Source organism: Curtobacterium sp. AB451, from assembly GCF_050585845.1.
Taxonomy (GTDB): Bacteria; Actinomycetota; Actinomycetes; order Actinomycetales; family Microbacteriaceae; genus Curtobacterium.
Genome location: NZ_JBOBQG010000005.1, coordinates 31,847 through 49,551, shown reverse-complemented (window position 1 = coordinate 49,551; position 17,705 = coordinate 31,847). Strand labels below are relative to the sequence as shown.

17 protein-coding genes are annotated in these 17,705 nt (G+C 72.7%); 12 read left to right on the top strand and 5 right to left on the bottom strand.

Annotation, left to right across the window (positions count from 1 at the left end):
• Window positions 1-25 precede the first annotated feature (25 nt).
• Both ACQXVK_RS12960 and ACQXVK_RS12955 read right to left on the bottom strand, forming a co-directional pair.
• Window positions 26-709 carry a response regulator gene (locus ACQXVK_RS12960; protein ID WP_022905731.1) on the bottom strand — a complete coding sequence of 228 codons (684 nt, stop codon included), beginning with the start codon at window positions 707-709 and terminating at the stop codon, window positions 26-28.
• The gene (locus ACQXVK_RS12955) at window positions 706-2,223 is read right to left on the bottom strand and encodes an ATPase (RefSeq protein ID WP_430853804.1); all 1,518 of its coding nucleotides are present in this window, start codon (window positions 2,221-2,223) and stop codon (window positions 706-708) included. Before ACQXVK_RS12955 ends, ACQXVK_RS12960 begins: the two co-directional genes overlap by 4 nt.
• A gap of 174 nt (window positions 2,224-2,397) precedes the next feature.
• Between ACQXVK_RS12955 and ACQXVK_RS12950 the strand changes: the two genes are divergently transcribed.
• Window positions 2,398-3,786 carry a cation:dicarboxylate symporter family transporter gene (locus ACQXVK_RS12950; RefSeq protein WP_022905729.1) on the top strand — a complete coding sequence of 463 codons (1,389 nt, stop codon included), beginning with the start codon at window positions 2,398-2,400 and terminating at the stop codon, window positions 3,784-3,786.
• 117 nt (window positions 3,787-3,903) lie between these two features.
• On the opposite strand, the gene ACQXVK_RS12945 is transcribed toward ACQXVK_RS12950, so the two are convergent.
• The gene (locus ACQXVK_RS12945; protein WP_430853803.1) at window positions 3,904-4,605 is read right to left on the bottom strand and encodes an HAD family hydrolase; all 702 of its coding nucleotides are present in this window, start codon (window positions 4,603-4,605) and stop codon (window positions 3,904-3,906) included.
• 28 nt (window positions 4,606-4,633) lie between these two features.
• Here ACQXVK_RS12945 and hemW point away from each other — a divergent pair, with 28 nt between their 5' ends.
• On the top strand, window positions 4,634-5,851 hold the full coding sequence (gene hemW, locus ACQXVK_RS12940) for a radical SAM family heme chaperone HemW (RefSeq protein WP_430853802.1): 1,218 nt from the start codon (window positions 4,634-4,636) through the stop codon (window positions 5,849-5,851).
• 1 nt (window position 5,852) lies between these two features.
• On the opposite strand, the gene ACQXVK_RS12935 is transcribed toward hemW, so the two are convergent.
• Window positions 5,853-6,251 carry a DUF4870 domain-containing protein gene (locus ACQXVK_RS12935; protein WP_022905727.1) on the bottom strand — a complete coding sequence of 133 codons (399 nt, stop codon included), beginning with the start codon at window positions 6,249-6,251 and terminating at the stop codon, window positions 5,853-5,855.
• Window positions 6,252-6,358: 107 nt separating this feature from the next.
• Here ACQXVK_RS12935 and hrcA point away from each other — a divergent pair, with 107 nt between their 5' ends.
• The 8 genes from hrcA to era are packed head-to-tail and all read left to right on the top strand — an operon-like array spanning window position 6,359 to window position 13,511.
• Window positions 6,359-7,375 carry a heat-inducible transcriptional repressor HrcA gene (gene hrcA, locus ACQXVK_RS12930; protein ID WP_022905726.1) on the top strand — a complete coding sequence of 339 codons (1,017 nt, stop codon included), beginning with the start codon at window positions 6,359-6,361 and terminating at the stop codon, window positions 7,373-7,375.
• A gap of 30 nt (window positions 7,376-7,405) precedes the next feature.
• Complete coding sequence (gene dnaJ, locus ACQXVK_RS12925) at window positions 7,406-8,521, top strand: molecular chaperone DnaJ (protein ID WP_022905725.1); 1,116 nt, start codon at window positions 7,406-7,408, stop codon at window positions 8,519-8,521.
• Complete coding sequence (locus ACQXVK_RS12920) at window positions 8,521-9,258, top strand: 16S rRNA (uracil(1498)-N(3))-methyltransferase (RefSeq protein ID WP_430853801.1); 738 nt, start codon at window positions 8,521-8,523, stop codon at window positions 9,256-9,258. The genes dnaJ and ACQXVK_RS12920 overlap by 1 nt, the downstream gene beginning before the upstream one ends.
• A gap of 50 nt (window positions 9,259-9,308) precedes the next feature.
• On the top strand, window positions 9,309-9,662 hold the full coding sequence (locus ACQXVK_RS12915; protein WP_022905722.1) for a histidine triad nucleotide-binding protein: 354 nt from the start codon (window positions 9,309-9,311) through the stop codon (window positions 9,660-9,662).
• The gene (locus ACQXVK_RS12910; protein ID WP_430853800.1) at window positions 9,652-10,791 is read left to right on the top strand and encodes a PhoH family protein; all 1,140 of its coding nucleotides are present in this window, start codon (window positions 9,652-9,654) and stop codon (window positions 10,789-10,791) included. The genes ACQXVK_RS12915 and ACQXVK_RS12910 overlap by 11 nt, the downstream gene beginning before the upstream one ends.
• Window positions 10,788-11,249, top strand: coding sequence for an rRNA maturation RNase YbeY (gene ybeY / locus ACQXVK_RS12905; protein ID WP_022907665.1), 462 nt, complete (start codon window positions 10,788-10,790; stop codon window positions 11,247-11,249). The genes ACQXVK_RS12910 and ybeY overlap by 4 nt, the downstream gene beginning before the upstream one ends.
• 4 nt (window positions 11,250-11,253) lie before the next feature.
• Entirely contained in the window at window positions 11,254-12,576 is a 1,323-nt protein-coding gene (locus tag ACQXVK_RS12900; RefSeq protein WP_430853799.1) for a hemolysin family protein, read from the top strand.
• Entirely contained in the window at window positions 12,573-13,511 is a 939-nt protein-coding gene (era, locus tag ACQXVK_RS12895; protein ID WP_430853798.1) for a GTPase Era, read from the top strand. The genes ACQXVK_RS12900 and era overlap by 4 nt, the downstream gene beginning before the upstream one ends.
• Window positions 13,512-13,570: 59 nt before the next feature.
• Here era and ACQXVK_RS12890 read toward each other — a convergent pair whose 3' ends face one another.
• Window positions 13,571-15,634 carry an acyltransferase family protein gene (locus ACQXVK_RS12890; protein ID WP_430853797.1) on the bottom strand — a complete coding sequence of 688 codons (2,064 nt, stop codon included), beginning with the start codon at window positions 15,632-15,634 and terminating at the stop codon, window positions 13,571-13,573.
• Between the two features lie 127 nt (window positions 15,635-15,761).
• Between ACQXVK_RS12890 and ACQXVK_RS12885 the strand changes: the two genes are divergently transcribed.
• Both ACQXVK_RS12885 and ACQXVK_RS12880 read left to right on the top strand, forming a co-directional pair.
• Window positions 15,762-17,009, top strand: a complete 1,248-nt coding sequence (locus ACQXVK_RS12885) for a sensor histidine kinase (RefSeq protein ID WP_402262251.1) — start codon at window positions 15,762-15,764, stop codon at window positions 17,007-17,009.
• Window positions 17,006-17,680, top strand: coding sequence for a response regulator (locus tag ACQXVK_RS12880; RefSeq protein ID WP_430853796.1), 675 nt, complete (start codon window positions 17,006-17,008; stop codon window positions 17,678-17,680). Before ACQXVK_RS12885 ends, ACQXVK_RS12880 begins: the two co-directional genes overlap by 4 nt.
• The last annotated feature ends 25 nt before the right edge of the window (window positions 17,681-17,705 follow it).

The following is a 17,705-nucleotide window of genomic DNA, read 5'->3' as shown; positions in this document are numbered from 1 at the left end:
ACCCGCACCGGCCGTCGGTGACGGCTCAGCCGAGCCAGCGGTACTCGGACACCGGCCGACCCGGTGCGCCGTACCGTGATCGGCGCTCCGCGGCCCCGGTCCCGACGAGGTGCTCGAGGTAGCGCCGGGCGACCACCCGGGAGAGCCCGAGGTGCGCGCCGGTCTCGGCGGCGGAGAGTCCGTCGGCACCGCGGAGGGCGCCGGCCACGAGGTCGAGGGTCTCCTCCGCCAGCCCCTTCGGCAGGGTCGATCGTCGGACGGGACGCAGTGCGCCGAACAGGGCGTCGATCTCGTGCTGGGTCGGCAGGCTCCCGGTGTCGGTGGCGCGCCGGTGGTACGCCCGGTACTGCTCGAGCCGCTCGTGCAGGTCCCCGGCGGTGAACGGCTTCACCAGGTAGTGCGCGACGCCGAGGGCCGCCATCCGTCGGACGGTGTCGGCATCGCGGACCGCGGTGACGGCGAACACGTCGACGCGCGCTCCCGAGCCGCGCAGCGCCCGCACGAGGTCGAGGCCGGAGCCGTCCGGCAGGGTGACGTCGACCAGGGCGAGGTCGACGCGCGCCATCACCGCCGGGTCGCGGAGTGCGGTGAGGACCGCCCGCGCCGTCGTGCACTCCGCGGTCACCCGGAAGCCCTCGACGCGTTCGACGAGGGTCCGGTGGAGCTCGAGGGTGAGCGGGTCGTCCTCGACGACCATGACGCCGATCACGGCGTGGGCTCCGCGGGCAGACGGACGACGAAGCGGGTGGGGTCGCGGTGCACCTCGACCGTGCCCCGCGCCTGGTCGACGACGGACCGGACGAGGGCGAGGCCGATGCCCCGCGTCGACGGCACGCCCGGAGCCGGAGCCGCGACCGGAGCGAGCGCCGGGACGGGGGCCGGTGCCGGGGCTGCGGCGGGGCCCGGCTCGCCGTGGGGGTCCTCGGTCGCCACCGGCTTCGTGCTCCAGCCCCGGTCGAAGACCCGCGCCAGGTCCGCGTCGGCGATCCCCGCCCCGCTGTCGACGACCTCGATCTCGAGCGCCGCCGCACCCGCGGGGGAGCGGCCCACCGGCGCGCCCGACCGACCGACCACCTGCGCGCCCGACTGCCCGCCAGACCGCCCACCCGCCAGCCCGCCCGACCGCCCGGTCGCCGGGCGCACGCCGTCGCCGACGCGGGCCGACCGCGTGTCGCGCACCGCGCCTCCCGGACCGTCCGCCCGACGGACCGCCACCCGCACCCACCGGGGTGCCGGACCGGATGCCGCCGCGTCCAGCGCGTTGTCGACCAGGTTCCCGACGACGGCGACCAGGTCCACCGGCCGCACGGCCGGCTCCGGCACGTCGGGCTCGACCTCGGCGCGCCACCCGACGTGGCGTTCGGCGGCCTGCGAGGCCTTCCCGAGCAGGAGCGCCGCGACGGTGCGGTCGCCACCGTGGACGTGGTCCACGAGGTGCTGTGCGTCCCGGGCACCCTCGGTCAGGAGCGTGACCGCCTCGTCGCTCCGGTCCAGCTCGATGAGCGTCACGGCGGTGTGCACCCGGTTCGCGTGCTCGTGCTGCTGCGCGCGCAGCGCCTCACCGAGGGTGCGCACCGACTCGTACGAGGCGACCGCGTCGCGGACCGCTCCCGGCGGCAGGTCGCCGAGGACGCGCCTGGTCGACCGTCGTGCCACCAGCGCGGACAGGACGCCGGCGAGGAACACGGCCGCGGCGACGAGCACGGCGAACGGCAGCCGTTCGGCGACCTGCGCGCCGATCCGGTCGACCGTGACGCCCGCCGCGACCCAGCCGACGACCCGGCCGTCGGCGCGCACCGGCACGATCGTCCGGACGGACGGTCCGAGCGTGCCGGTCGAGCGCTCGGTGAGCGACCGCGGCGTGCCCGGGATGGTCCCGATGTAGTGCCGGCCGACCTCGTCCGGGTCAGGGTGGGTCACGCGGATCCCCGCGGCGGTCATGATGGTGACGAAGGCGGCGCCGCTGGCACGCTCGGCCCGCGTCGCGACGGGCTGCAGGGTCCTGGAGGCGCGGCTCGGCTCCTCCTGCAGGGCCGCGACGGTCCTCGGGTCAGTCGCGAGCCCCGTGGCGACGGCGCGCGTGACGCTCGCCGCCCCGGTCTCGGCCGCCCTGCGGGCGTCGAGGACGAGCAGCACCGCCAGCAGGGCGCTGACGAGCACGACGGCGGCGGTCACGACGAGGAAGACACGGCCGGCGGTGCTGCCGGTCGGAGGACGGCGCACAGCGGCGCGCGTGCGGGGCGACCGTGCGGCAGCGGTGCGCGCCGGGGTGCGGGGGCCGCCCATGGTGTCCTCCAGACGTCGGTGTCCTGCGACCAATTCGACCACAACTCGCGTGCGGGTCGGTGCCGGCACGATGCTGTCCGGCGGACGACGACGTCCCCGAAGGAGGCAACGATGGCTCTCGACCGCACGGTCAGCCCCCGTCGCACGGGCTCTGCCCGCCGGCGCCCGGCACCGCACACCTGGCTCTACCTGTCCGTGATCGCCGCCGTGGTGCTCGGCGCACTCGTCGGGCTCGTGTTCCCCGCGTTCGCGCAGACGCTCAAGCCCCTCGGCGACGGCTTCGTCGCGCTCATCCACATGATGATCGCGCCCATCATCTTCTGCACGATCGTCGTCGGGGTCGGGTCCATCGCCAAGGCGGCGACGGTCGGGAAGATCGGTGGCCTCGCGCTCGGGTACTTCCTCGTGATGTCGACCGTCGCGCTGGCGATCGGCCTGGTTGTCGGCAACCTCGTGCACCCCGGCGACCACCTCGACATGCGGGGCTCGACCTACCAGGCGACCGGCGAGGCGTCGTCCACCCACGAGTTCGTGCTCGGGATCATCCCGACGAGCCTGTTCTCCGCCTTCACCGACGGCAGCGTGCTCCAGGTGCTGTTCGTCGCCCTGCTCGTCGGGTTCGCCGTGCAGCGGATGGGCGCCCGCGGCGAGCCCGTGATGCGCGTCGTGCGGAAGCTGCAGGAGGTCGTCTTCCGGATCCTCGGGATGGTGCTCTGGGTGGCCCCGGTCGGCGCCTTCGGTGCGATGGCCGCGGTGGTCGGCGCGACCGGTGCCGGCGCGATCGCGAGCCTCGGGCTCCTGATGGTCGCGTTCTACGTCACCTGCGTGCTGTTCATCGTCGTCGTGCTCGGCTCGCTGCTCTGGGTGGTCGCGCGCATCAACGTGCTGCGGCTCGTGCAGTACCTCGGCAAGGAGTACCTGCTCATCGTCGGGACGTCGTCGTCGGAGTCCGCCCTGCCCCGACTCATCGCCAAGATGGAGCACCTCGGCGTCGCGAAGCCGGTCGTCGGCATCACGGTCCCGACCGGGTACTCGTTCAACCTCGACGGCACCGCGATCTACCTCACGATGGCGTCGCTGTTCATCGCGAACGGCATGGGCGAGCCGATGAGCGTCGGGGAGCAGATCGGGCTGCTCGTCTTCATGGTGATCGCGTCGAAGGGGGCCGCCGGGGTGAGCGGGGCCGGGCTCGCCACCCTGGCCGGGGGACTGCAGGCGTACCGTCCGGACCTCGTGAACGGTGTCGGCGTGATCGTCGGCGTCGACCGCTTCATGTCCGAGGGACGTGCGCTGACGAACTTCACCGGCAACGCCGTGGCGACGATCCTGGTGGGCCGGTGGACGCGGCAGTTCGATGCCGAGCGTGCGCGCCGGGTGCTGGCCGGGGCGCTGCCGTTCGACGAGTCGGCGGTGCAGGGGCACGACGGTCACGACGGGGGCGAGGACGCATCCGCCGCCGAGGCCGAGCGGGAGCGCGAGCCGGAGCGGGTCTCCGCCTGACCGCGGGGCCGGCGGGCCGGCGGGGCGGCGGGGCGGCGGGGCGGCGGGGCCGGCGGGCCGGCGGGACCGCCGCCGCGGCCGGGGCCGGGGCCGCGGCCGGGCCGGGGCCGCGGCCGGTCAGCCGACCGGGCGGAGCGGCGGCAGCGCGGCGATCGCGTCCTCGATGAGCCGGGCGTCCTCGACGCAGTCGCGGGCGACGGTCACGGCGCTGGTCGCCCGGAGCGCCTCGACGTCGTACACGCCGGTCGCCACCGCGAGGAACGGGATGCCGACCGCGTCCGCCGCCTCGCCGTCCCGCGGGGTGTCCCCGACGATCACGGCCCGGGTGCCGGCGAGTGCCTCGGCCGCGCGCGCGGTCACCCCGGTGCGCTCGACCTCGGTGTCGCCGAAGAACGAGTGGTCCCAGTCGAACGCGTCCACGTCGAAGCCGGCACCCTGCAGCTTGACGCGGGCCCGGTAGGGGGAGTTGCCGGTGAGCAGACCGTTGCGCCAGCCGAGCTCGGCGAACCGCCGGACGAGACCGATCGCGCCCGGCGCCGGACTGCGGCGGTCCCCGGACACGTGCCGCTCCTCGGTCAGGTCGCGCAGGTGCCGGCTCACGGTGGGGATGAGCGTGTCGTCCAGGTCGTGCGCCCGGACGTGCTCGGCGATGAGCCCGGCGTCGGTGCGGCCGTGCTGGTGACCGACGCGCAGGACGAGGTCGCGGCCGATCGCCCGCTCGAGCGCGAGGTGGTACAGGTTGCCCGGCGACGAGGCGTTCAACACGAGGGTGCCGTCGATGTCCCACAGCACCGTGGTGGGGACGGTGTGGTGCTCCATGCCTCCATCATGACGGACAATGGAGTCCATGCCGAGTGCTCTCCCGATCGCCGACCCCGCACCCGCGGACGGCCTGGTCACCCCGGCGTCCGGTGCCGGCGACGTCCCCTTCGGCGTGTACGTGCACGTGCCGTTCTGTCGGGTCCGCTGCGGCTACTGCGACTTCAACACGTACACGGCGTCGGAGCTCCGCGGGGTCCGTCGGGACGACTACGCCGGACACGCGGTGCGCGAGATCGAGTGGGCCGCGAGCGTCCTCGACCGCTCGGGCGTCGCCCGTCGACCGGTGTCGACGGTGTTCTTCGGCGGCGGCACCCCGACGATGCTGCCCGCCTCCGACCTGGTGATGATCCTCCGCGCGATCGACGACACCTGGGGGATCGTGCCCGGTGCCGAGGTCACGACCGAGGCGAACCCCGACTCCGTGGACGAGGACGCGTTGCGGACCCTCGCCGACGGCGGCTTCACCCGGGTGAGCTACGGCATGCAGTCCGCGGTGCCGCACGTGCTCGCGACGCTCGACCGGACGCACGACCCCGAGCGCGTGCCCCTCGTGGTGGACCTCGCGAAGCAGCAGGGCCTCGACGTCTCGCTCGACCTCATCTACTCGACGCCCGGCGAGTCGCTCGACGACTGGCGCACCTCGCTCGACGCGGCCCTGGCGTGCGAGCCGGACCACGTGTCGGCCTACTCGCTCATCGTCGAGGAGGGCACCGCGATGGGCCGGATGGTCGCGCGCGGCGAGCTGCCGGCGCCGGACGACGACCTCGCGGCGGACATGTACGAGCTGGCGGACCGGGTCCTCGGTGACGCCGGCTACGCCTGGTACGAGGTCTCGAACTGGGCCCGCGGCGACCAGCACCGGAGTCGGCACAACCTGTCCTACTGGACGGGCCACGACTGGTGGGGCGTGGGCCCCGGCGCGCACTCCGCGGTGGCCGGCACCCGCTGGTGGAACGTGAAGCACCCGGCCGCGTACGCGAACCGGGTGCTGGCGGGGGAGTCGCCCGCGGCCGGACGCGAGACCCTCGACGCCGAGACCCGGTACGTCGAGCGCGTGCTGCTCGCCGCGCGGGTGCGCGGTGAGCTCGCGACCGGCGAGCTGGGCCAGGAGGCGCGGGGCCGGGTGGCCGGCCTCATCGCACGTGGACTCGTGGACGGGTCGGCCGCGGTGCGGGGACGGATCGAGTTGACCCTGCAGGGACGGCTGCTCGCGGACGCGGTGGTCCGCGAGCTGCTCGACTGAGCTACTGCTTGATGAACTCGATGGAGAGCGGGTAGCGGTAGAACTGCCCGCGGTTCGCCGCGATCGCCGCCTGGATCCCGAACACGATCGAGAGCACCCAGGCCGCGAGGATGATCAGGACGCCGATGCCGAGGAACGACGTGATCGACCCGACCGCGTACGCGATCGCCATCGTGATGTGGAAGTTCAGCGCGACGCGCGTGTGCTCGCGGACGAACCCGCCGCGGTCGCGCAGGACCAGGTAGGCCACCAGCGGCGCGATGAAGTTGAAGAAGATGCCGCCGATGTGCGTGAGCGTGGCCCAGAGGCGCTGGTCCTCGGGCGACATCGGCTGCGGCGGGGTGTACCCACCGGGGTACTGCGGGCCGCCGGGCTGCTGGGGCTGCTGTCCGTAGGTCATGCCCGAAGCGTATCCGTCGGCTGGGGAGAAGTCCCGGTCGGTCGGTGGTCGGGCGTAGGATCAGCAGTCGACACGTCCGAGTGCCAGTACGAGTGGAAGGGGTCCGGGTGGTCAGCGAACGCAGCCTCGAGGTCCTCAAGGCCATCGTGCGGGACTACGTCGCCTCGCGCGAGCCGGTCGGTTCGAAGACGATCGTCGAGCGGCACGCGTTCGGGGTCAGCGCCGCCACCATACGCAACGACATGGCCCAGCTCGAGGACGAGCAGCTCATCGCGGCCCCGCACACCTCGTCCGGTCGGGTCCCGACCGACAAGGGGTACCGGGTCTTCGTCGACCACCTCGCGGGTGCTCGGCCGCTGTCGAGCGCCCAGCGGCACGCGATCGAGACGTTCCTCGGTGCGCCGAACGACCTCGACGAGGTCCTCGGTCGGACCGTCCGGCTGCTCAGCCAGCTCACGAACCAGGTCGCCCTCGTGCAGTACCCCTCGATGGTCCGTGCACGGGTGCAGCACGTCGAGCTCGTCCGTCTCGGCGACAACCGCCTGATGGTCGTGCTCATCACCGACACCGCCCGTGTCGAGCAGCGCGTCGTCGAGACCGACGTCGCGCTCGACGAGACCGCGCTCACCGAACTCCGTGCCGTGGTGAACGGCGCGAGCGTCGGCCTGCTCCTGCAGGACGTCGCGGCGGCGCTCCGCGCAGTGCCGCAGCAGATCCGTCCGGACGTCCAGCCCCTGGCCGGGGTCGTCGTCGCGACGCTCATCGAGCAGGTCGCCGCCAACCGGCAGGACCGCCTGGTGATGGCCGGCGCGGCGAACCTCGCCAAGAGCGAGCAGGACTTCTCCGGCGGCCTCTTCCCCGTGCTCGAGGCGATCGAGGAACAGGTGACCCTGCTCCGGTTGTTCGGCGAGATGCAGATCGACGACGGTGTCGCGGCCCGGATCGGCGTGGAGAACGCCGAGTACGGGCTCGACGCGACGAGCATCGTCGCCGGCGGGTACCTCGCCGGCGGTGAGCTCGCCCGTCTCGGCGTGCTCGGGCCGACCCGCATGGACTACGGCACGAACATGGCCGCCGTGCGCGCCGTCGCACGGTACCTGTCCAAACTCCTGGGCGAACATTGACCGATCCGAACCCAACCGACTGAGGGATACGTGGCAGACCACTACGACGTCCTCGGCGTCCAGCCGGACGCCTCCGATGCCGACATCAAGAAGGCGTACCGCCGTCTGGCGCGCGAACTGCACCCGGACGTGAACCCGAGCCCGGACGCGGCCGAGCGGTTCAAGGACGTCACGCACGCCTACGACGTGCTGAGCGACCCGGAGCAGCGCCGCCGGTACGACGCCGGCCCGCAGGCCGACAGCCCGTTCGGTGGCGGCGCCGCCGGCGGCTTCAGCGACATCTTCGACGCCTTCTTCGGCGGGGGTGCCGGCGGCGGACGCGGCAACGGTCCGCGCAGTCGCGCCGAGCGCGGGCAGGACGCCCTGCTGCGCATCGACGTCGACCTCGACGAGGTCGTCTTCGGCACCCACAAGGACGTCGAGGTCGACACGGCCGTGCTCTGCGAGACCTGCGGCGGGTCCTGCTGCGCGCCCGGCACGAGCCCCCGCACGTGCGACATCTGCGGCGGGACCGGTCACATCCAGCGCCAGGTCCGCTCGCTCCTCGGCAACGTCGTGACGAGCGCGCCCTGCGGGACCTGCCGCGGGTACGGCACCGTCATCCCGAACCCGTGCCCGACGTGCCAGGGCCAGGGCCGCATCCGTGCCCGCCGCACGGTGCCGGTGGACGTCCCCGCGGGCGTCGACTCCGGTCTCCGCCTGCAGATGCCCGGTCAGGGCGAGGTCGGCCCGGCCGGCGGTCCCTCCGGTGACCTGTACCTCGAGATCCGGGTCCGCCACCACGACGTGTTCAGCCGCGACGGGGACGACCTGCTCGCCACGCTCGAGGTCGCGATGACCGACGCCGTGCTCGGGACGACCACGACGATCGACGGGCTCGACGGACCGGTCGAGCTCGAGGTCCGTCCGGGCGTGCAGAGCGCCGACGTCCTCGTGCTGAAGGACCGCGGCGTCACGAAGCTGCGCGGCAACGGCCGGGGCGACCTCCGCGTGGGGGTCCAGGTCGTGACGCCGACGAAGCTCTCGCACAAGGAACGCCAGCTCGTCGAGCAGCTCGCGAAGTCGATCAAGCCCGGGAAGCCGCAGCTCGCACGCTTCCAGCAGGGCATGTTCGGCAAGCTCCGCGACCGCTTCTTCAACCACTGATGGCGTCGCTCTACTTCGTCGGTTCGCTCGACGGCGTCTCGGTCGGCGACCCCGTCGTGCTCGACGGGGTCGAGGGGCGCCACGCGGTGTCCGTGGCCCGTGTCCGCTTGGGCGAGACCCTGCGGATCGGCGACGGGCACGGTGCCGTCGTGACCGGTGCGGTGGAGACCGTCGGTCGGGACACCCTGACGCTCACGGTCGGGACCGTCGCGGTCGAGCCGGCGCCGAGCCCCTCGCTGACCCTCGTGCAGGCGCTGGCGAAGGGCGGCCGCGACGAGATGGCGGTGCAGGCCGCGACCGAGATCGGCGTCGACCGGATCGTCCCGTGGTCGGCCGCGCGCAGCGTGTCCCGGTGGGACGGCCCGAAGGTCGACAAGGGCCGCGCGCGGTGGGCGTCGATCGCGCACGAGGCGTCGAAGCAGGCCGTGCGGTCGCGGATCCCGGACGTCGACGCCCCGGTCACCACGGCGCAGCTCGCCACGTTCCCGGGCGCTGGGCGGGTCGTCCTCGTGCTGGACCCCGTCGGCGACGTCCGGCTCTCCGAGTGGGAGCCGCCGGCCGACCTCGACGAGATCGCCCTGGTGGTGGGGCCGGAGGGCGGCATCGACGGCTCCGAGCTCGACCGGCTCGTCGCCGCGGGCGCCGTCCGGGTCCGGCTCGGCGACACCGTGCTCCGGACGTCCACGGCCGGTCCGGCCGCGCTGGCGGTCCTGCAGACGCGGCTCGGGCGCTGGTAGCGCGCGGATCGGGAAGGCGTGGCGTCGGCGCCGCGTTCTACGATGGAGCCATGAGCACCAGCACGCCCAGCATCTTCTCCCGGATCATCGCGCGCGAGATCCCGGCGACGGTCGTCGCCGAGGACGACCGCGTGATCGCCATCGAGGACATCGCGCCGAAGGCACCCGTCCACGTGCTCGTCATCCCCAAGACCGAGCAGTACCGGAACGTCACCGAGCTCGCCGCCGGCGACCCGGACCTCCTCGCCCACCTGGTCGCCACCGCGCAGCGCATCGCCGACGAGCGCGCCGGCGGCCAGTTCCGACTCGTCTTCAACACCGGCGAAGCCGCCGGTCAGACCGTGTTCCACGTGCACGCGCACGTACTCGCAGGTGAACTGCAGGAAGGCACCCTTGCCGGCTAACGAACCCGCACCCACCCCGGCCGACCCGACGGACGTGTCGGCCTCGATCCAGGTCGACGGCATCGCCATGGTGCAGCTGCTCGGCCCCCAGGACCGGCTGCTCAAGACCGTCGAACGCCAGTACCCCGGTGTCCGCGTCCTCGTGCGCGGCAACGAGGTCTCGCTGACCGGTCCCGAGCGCGACGTCACGCGCGCACACGCCCTCGTCGACGAACTCGTCGGCATGGTCCGGCGCGGGCAGGACATCGGCCCGGCCGACATCCCGGTGTCGGCGAAGCTCCTCGACGAGGACCGCAAGCCCTCCGACACCTTCGGCACGCCGATCGTGTCGAGCCGCGGCAAGTCCGTCCGGCCGAAGACCGACGGGCAGCGGGCCTACGTCGACGCAATCGACGAGAACACGATCACCTTCGGCATCGGTCCCGCCGGCACCGGCAAGACCTACCTGGCGATGGCGAAGGCCGTCCAGGCGCTGCAGCGGCGCGAGGTCACCCGGATCATCCTGACCCGTCCCGCGGTCGAGGCCGGCGAGCGGCTCGGCTTCCTGCCGGGCACCCTCACCGACAAGATCGACCCGTACCTGCGGCCGCTGTACGACGCGCTCAACGAGATGATGGACCCCGAGCTCGTCCCGAAGCTCCTGGCGGCCGGCACGGTCGAGGTGGCACCGCTGGCGTACATGCGCGGGCGCACGCTGAACGACTCGTTCGTCGTCCTCGACGAGGCGCAGAACACCACGCCCGAGCAGATGAAGATGTTCCTGACGCGGCTCGGGTTCGGGTCGAAGATGGTCGTCACGGGCGACATCACCCAGGTCGACCTGCCGGGCAACCTGTCCGGGCTCCGGCTCGTGACGCGCATCCTCGGCGAGGTCGACGACATCCACTTCGCCCGCCTCGGCAGCGAGGACGTCGTCCGGCACACGCTCGTCGGCCGGATCGTCGACGCCTACACCGTCTACGACGAGGAACGCCTCGCCGAGCAGTCCGGGTACCGCCCGGGCGGCCGGGGCAGCGCGGCCACGCCGAACCCCGCCGGTGCCAACCGCGCCGAGCGACGGGGGCGTCCGCCGCAGGACCGTCAGCGCTCCCCGTACCCCCAGAACGACCCCCGAGGAGGGAACCGGTGAGCATCGAGCTCAACAACGAGTCCGGCGTCGAGGTCGACGAGGCCGCCATCCAGCGCCTCGCCGCCTTCGCGCTCGACGCGCTCCACGTCCATGCCGACGCGGAGCTCGCGATCGTGCTCGTCGACGAGGGCGCGATGGAGCAGCTGCACGTCCGGTGGATGGACGAGCCCGGCCCGACCGACGTGCTGAGCTTCCCGATGGACGAGCTCCGCCCCGGCACCGAGGACGAGCCGACCCCGGCGGGCCTGCTCGGCGACATCGTGCTCTGCCCGCAGGTGGCCGAGGAACAGGCGAAGACCGCCGGGCACTCGAGCACCGACGAGATGCTCCTGCTGACGTGCCACGGCATCCTGCACCTGCTCGGGTTCGACCACGCCGAACCGGAAGAGAAGGCCGAGATGTTCGGGCTGCAGGGCGAGATCCTCACGGCGTTCGCCGCCCAGCGCCGAGGGCGGTGAGCTGATGCTGCTCGTCGTCGGCATGCTGACGGTCGCGTTCGTGCTGGTCGTCGTCGGCGGGCTGCTCGCCGCGTCCGACGCAGCGCTGTCCGTGCTGTCCCGGGCCGACCTCGACGAGATCGCCCGCGAGAGCGGGCACCGACGCGCGATCGAGGCGATCGGAGACGACGTCGGCGCGCACGTCAACGCGCTCAACTTCTTCCGCGTGCTGGCGGAGACCGCGGCGGCCGTCCTCGTCACGATCGCGCTCGTGATGGTGTTCGACACCTGGTGGGTCGCCCTCATCGTGGCGGCTGCCATCATGACCGCGGTGTCGTTCGTGCTGGTCGGGTCGAGTCCCCGCAGCGTCGGGCGTGCACACGCCGAACGCCTCATCGCCACGACCGGTGGGCTCGTCCGGGGCGTCCGCATCGTGCTCGGCCCGCTCGCCGGGCTCCTCGTGGCGATCGGCGACCGCGTCACGCCGGGGCGCGGGGGCAGCGCGTCGACGGTGTCGAGCGAGGAGCAGCTGCTCTCGCTCGTCGACGAGGCGACCGAGAGCAACGTCCTCGAGCAGGACGACCGCGAGCTCATCCACTCGGTGTTCGAGTTCAGCGACACCCTGGTGCGCGAGGTCATGGTCCCGCGCACCGACATGCTCACCGTGGACGGCGCGGACACCCTCGCGAGCGGCATGGAACAGTTCCTGGCCTCCGGTGTGTCCCGCATGCCCGTCACCGGTCGGGGCAGCGACGACGTGCTCGGGGTCCTGTACCTCCGCGACGTCGCCCGCGCACTCTACGAGCGGCCTGGGTCCGGCGCGCAGCGGGTCACGACGCTCCTGCGTCCGGCCGAGTTCGTCCCGGAGTCGAAGGCCGCCGACGACACCCTGCGCCACATGCAGGTCGCCAAGAACCACCTCGTGCTCGTCGTCGACGAGTACGGCGGCGTCGCCGGGCTCGTCACGATGGAGGACCTCATCGAGGAACTCGTCGGGGACATCTCCGACGAGTACGACCGCGCCGTCGTCGACCGGGTCGAGGTCGGGCCCGGCGTCTGGCGGATCTCGGCGCGACTGCCGATCGACGACCTCGGCGACCTGTTCGGCATCGAGCTCGAGGACGACGACGTCGACACCGCCGGAGGCCTGCTCACCAAGGAGCTCGGCCACCTGGCCGTGAGCGGCGAGCGTGTCACCGTGTCCGGCCTGGAACTGACGGCCGACCGGGTCGAGGGCAAGCGCCGCCACCTCATCACCGTGCTCGCCGAGCGCACACCGGGACTCGCGGACGTCGAGGACGCCTTCGACGACGCCGCATCCACCACGACGGGAACCACCACCGCATGACCGACACCACGCCAGCCGCCGCCGGACCGACCGAGCCCTACCGAGCCGGGTTCGTCTCCTTCGTCGGTCGCCCGAACGTCGGGAAGTCCACACTGACGAACGCGCTCGTCGGCCAGAAGGTCGCGATCACGTCCTCGAAGCCGCAGACCACCCGTCGGGCGATCCGGGGCATCGTGCACCGGCCGAACGGCCAGGTCATCATCGTCGACACCCCCGGTGTGCACCGTCCGCGCACCCTGCTGGGCGAGCGGCTGAACGACCTCGTGCAGTCCACGCTCGGGGACGTCGACGTCATCGGGTTCTGCGTGCCGGCGAACGAGCCGGTCGGCCCGGGGGACCGGTTCATCAACGACACGCTCGACCAGTACCCGCGGGCGAAGAAGATCGCCATCGTCACGAAGATGGACCAGGCCGCCAAGGACCGGGTCGGGGAGCAGCTGCTCGCCGTGTCGAAGCTGCGCGAGTGGGACGCCATCGTGCCGACCTCGGGCACGAGGGGCCTGCAGCTCGAGGACCTGCTCGGCGTGATCACGTCGCTGCTGCCCGAGTCGCCGCAGCTCTACGACGACTCGGCCGTGACCGAGGAGACCGACGAGGAGCGGATCGGCGAGCTCATCCGCGAAGCCGCGCTCGAGGGCGTGCGCGACGAGCTGCCGCACTCGCTCGCCGTCGTGATCGAGGACGTGGTCGAACCCGACGCGGACGACGACCCGGACGGCCCGCTGCGGATCTTCGCGAACCTGTTCGTCGAGCGGGACAGCCAGAAGGCGATCGTCATCGGCCGCAAGGGCGAGCGCCTGAAGGACGTCGGGTCGCGTGCCCGCACCGAGATCGAGGCGCTGCTCGGCGGCCGCCACGTGTACCTCAACATCCGGGTGAAGGTCGCGAAGGAGTGGCAGCGCGACCCGAAGCAGCTCGGTCGCCTCGGCTTCTGACCCGGCCACCTGCGGACGTCGACCTGCAGGCGGACGCGCACCGCGCCTCCTGACCCGCGTCAGCGTTCCAACCCGCCCGCTGCGGTGATGAGCTCGCCGAGCGCCGGACCGGCGGCGGTCGACGCGGACGGGGTGAGGTGCACGCCGTCGATCCGCAGCAGCTCGCCACCGATCGTGGCCGGGGTGCGGCCGTCCACCGCGACGAGGGGACTCGTGTCGACGAGTCGGACACCGTGCGCCGTCGCGACCCGCTCGGTGGACGCCATCCGGGAGCGCCACTCGTCGGACACCGGTCGGATGCACGACCTGGGCGTCCCGAAGCGCAGGTGGCATCGGCTGGGGTCGGCCCCGGCGGGCGGCGCAGCGAGCTGGACGACCACGGGAGTGCGGGCCGCGACCCGGTCGATCATCGCCGCGGACGCGTGTTCGAACTCCGTCGGGGTCAGTGTGCCGCCGCCGTACGCGCGCTCGAAGGGGATGCCGTCGAACCGGGTCGCCACGATCACGGCGTCGGGGGAGAGCTCGTCGATGCGATCGACGACACCCTGTTGCAGCTCGGCGCACGGGACGCCCGGCTGGACGTCGGTGGTGATGAACGGACACCCGTTGCGTGCCAGGACGACGAGCCGCCATCCGGGTCGATCGGTCCGCATCCACTCGACGAGGGCCTCCGACCAGGCCCCGGCGACGGAGTCCCCGACGAGGACGGCGGTGTGCGGTGCGTCCGTGGGCCCGAACGTGCAGGACTCCTCGGTCCGGCTGGTCCCGATCACCCCACAGGGGCGGGGTGCGGTCGCGCTGTCGGTCGGCGTGCCGCGGTGGGTGAGTGCCGTCGACCAGCTGTCCGCACGGAGCGCCTCGGCGAGCTCGCCCCGGTCGGCGGCGACGTGGGGCAGCGCACCGTTCGGCGGAGCGTCCGCGACCGCCGCGGACGGCACCGGCGTCGCGGGGACGACGGCAGCGGCGGTCAGCGCCGCGGTCGTGCAGACCACCAGCACCGTCGTCCCGGTGCGGATGCGTCGGACCCACCACGCGCCCGAGCTCGACCGGTCCCGAGTCAGGAAGGGGCGTTCGATCGCGTACGTGGACAGCTGTGCTGCCGCGAGGGCCACGGGGACCGCGGTCCACGTGGCGTCCGGTGCGACGGCGCCGACGAACACGAGGACGGGGAAGTGCCACAGGTAGAGCGAGTAGCTGATGCCGCCAAGCCAGTCCGAGACCGGGTTCTCGAGCACGATCGTTCCACCGGCCGGGGAGCCTCCGCCGACGAGCACCATGGCGGTGCCGAGCACGGCGGGGACCGCGCCCGGGAAGGGGACCCCGGCGTCCGACCCGACGAGGACGACGCTCGTGACGATCAGCACGATGCCGAGTACCGTCACGGGCAGACCGATCCGCGACGACGGGCGGGCGGTCCCGACGAGGCCGACGGCGACCACGGCACCCATCGCGAGCTCCCACGCCCTGGTGACGGTCGAGAAGTAGCCTGCGTCCCCGGTACCCGCGAGGCCCGCGGCGGCGATCGAGGCGCAGACGACCAGACCGAGGACGACGAGCATGCCGAGTCGCGCGCGTCGTTCGGTGCCACGCGGCGGGACCGGCTCCGACCAGCCGGCGCCGCGACCGGCCGCCGAACGCCGCCGGAGCAGCCAGAGCGTCAGGGCGATGAGCGCCGGCCAGACGACGTAGAACTGCTCCTCGACCGCCAGCGACCAGGTGTGCAGGAACGGCGAGACGGCGGCGTGTGCCCCGAAGTAGTCGGTGCCCTCGTGGACGAACCACCAGTTGGACATCGAGACCGAGGCAGCGGCGAGGGGCTCCAGGACCGACCGAGGATCGGCCGAGGGGAAGCAGACGACGAACACGGTGGCGGTCGTCGCGGCGACCACGACGAACGCCGGCGCGAGGCGGAGCGCTCGTCGGGTCCAGAACGCGCGGAGGTCGACCCGACCGGTCCGCGAGACCATGTCGAGCAGCGAGCGCGTGATCAGGAACCCGGACACGACGAAGAACACGTCGACACCGAGGAACCCGCCCACTGGTGACCCGAAGACGTGCTCGAGGACGACGGCCGTGATCGCCAGCGCTCGGAGCCCCTGGATGTCGCGTCGCTTCGTGTGCACCATGTAAATATATCACATATTGAATGGCAGCCAACGGGTCGCTATCGCCGGGCTGCTGACCCGGCCGCCCGCGGACGTCAACCTGCAGGCGGACGCGCACCGCGCCTCCTGGACGTACCGTGGAGCGGTGTTCCGTCCCATGCTGCGCGCGCAGGTCATCACCGACGTCGTGATCGCGGTCGTCCTCGGTGGCCTGGTGCTCGTGCTGACGGCCCGTGGGATGGACTCGCCCTTCGCGTTCCTGACGGTGGTCGGGATGACGGCAGCGCTGGCGCTCCGACGGCTGTCGCCGGGGCTCGCACTCGGCGTGGCGTGGGTGTTCGCCGTCATCGAGATGGTCACGCTGCAGATGCCGGACCTGTCGAACGCGTTCATCGCCGGCGTGGTCTACGCGACCAGTCGGTACGGCAGCAGTCGGGTGCGGCTGGCCGGGCTCCTGTCGTCGATCGGCGGTCCGGTGATCGCGGCCGTCTACCTCGGACTCGACGACTACCGCGAGCGGCTGGGCATCCAGACGGCGACGACGCCGGAGCAGGAGTCGCTGAAGGTCGCGGTCGCGTACTTCGCGATCGTGCTGCTGCTGCTCCTGCTGCCGTGGCTCGCCGGTCTCGTGCTCCGCACCCGCCGCTCCGCGAGCATGAGCCGCGAGGCCCAGCTCCTCGCCGAGCGCGACGCCGCGCGCGCCGACCGGGCGGTCGCGGTCGAGCAGGAGCGCGTCCGGATCGCCCGGGACATGCACGACATCGTCGCGCACTCGCTCGCGGTCGTGATCGCGCAGGCCGACGGCGCGCGGTACGCGTTGAAGGCGGACCCGGCGATCGCCGACGAGGCGCTCGGCACGATCTCGAGCACCGCACGACGTGCACTCGGGGACGTCCGCGAACTGCTCGGGGCACTACGACACGAGCAGGGCACCGCGCCGACCCCGGAGATCGACGACATCGACCGCCTCGTCCGCGAGATGCGGGGGATGGGCCTCGACGTGCGGGTCGAGCGCGAGGGCGACGGCGCCGGACTCCCGACGACGACCCAGCTCGCCGTGTACCGGATCGTGCAGGAGAGCCTGACGAACGCGTGGAAGCACGGTGAGCCGAACACGCCGGTGCACGCCACCCTCACGTACCGGCCCGACACCGTCGAGATCACGGTCGTGAACCGGCGCGCCGACGACGGCACGCGCGGGCCCGGCACCGGACACGGCCTGGTCGGCATGCGCGAGCGTGCCACCATGACCGGGGGGACGATGACGGCCGGACCGCGTGGCGACGACTTCGCGGTCGCGGTCCGGATGCCCTCCGTCCCCGCGAGCGGCCAGATGCCGCGCGGGCTCGTCCCGATCCCACCCCAGACCCTGCAGGAGCGCACCGGCCGATGAACGACACCCCGATCCGCGTCGCGCTCGTCGACGACCAGGCACTGTTCCGCACCGGCATCCGGATGCTCATCGACTCGCAGGCCGACCTGCAGTTCGTGGGCGAGGCCGGCGATGGTGCCGAGGGTGTCGAACTCGTGCGGCGCGGCCGACCCGACGTCGTGCTGATGGACGTGCGCATGCCCGTGATGGACGGCATCACCGCCACCGCCCGCATCGTCGAGGACAGCGGCGCGGACGGCGCGAAGGTGCTCGTGCTCACCACGTTCGACTTCGACGAGGCCGCGGCGAAGGCGATCCGGGCCGGCGCGAGCGGGTTCGTGCTGAAGGACGCCGACCCCGAGTTCCTGCTCGCCGCGATCCGCACGGTGCACGCCGGGACGGCCGTGTTCGCGGCGTCGGCGACCCGCGAGCTCCTGCGCCGCTACGAGGACACGAGCGAGCAGGCGGCCTCGGTGCCGGCCGCCTTCGAAGAGCTGACCCCCCGCGAGCGCGAGATCTTCGACCTGGCGGCGCGCGGGTTCAGCAACAGCGAGATCGCGCAGCACGAGTACGTGAGCGAGGCGACGGTGAAGACCCACATCTCGCGGGTCCTCACGAAGCTCGAGCTGCGCGACCGGGTGCGGCTCGTCGTGTTCGCGCACGAGCACGGGTTGGTCGCGAAGGCCGACTGACCGCGGGCGCGCTCGCGCGGCGGCC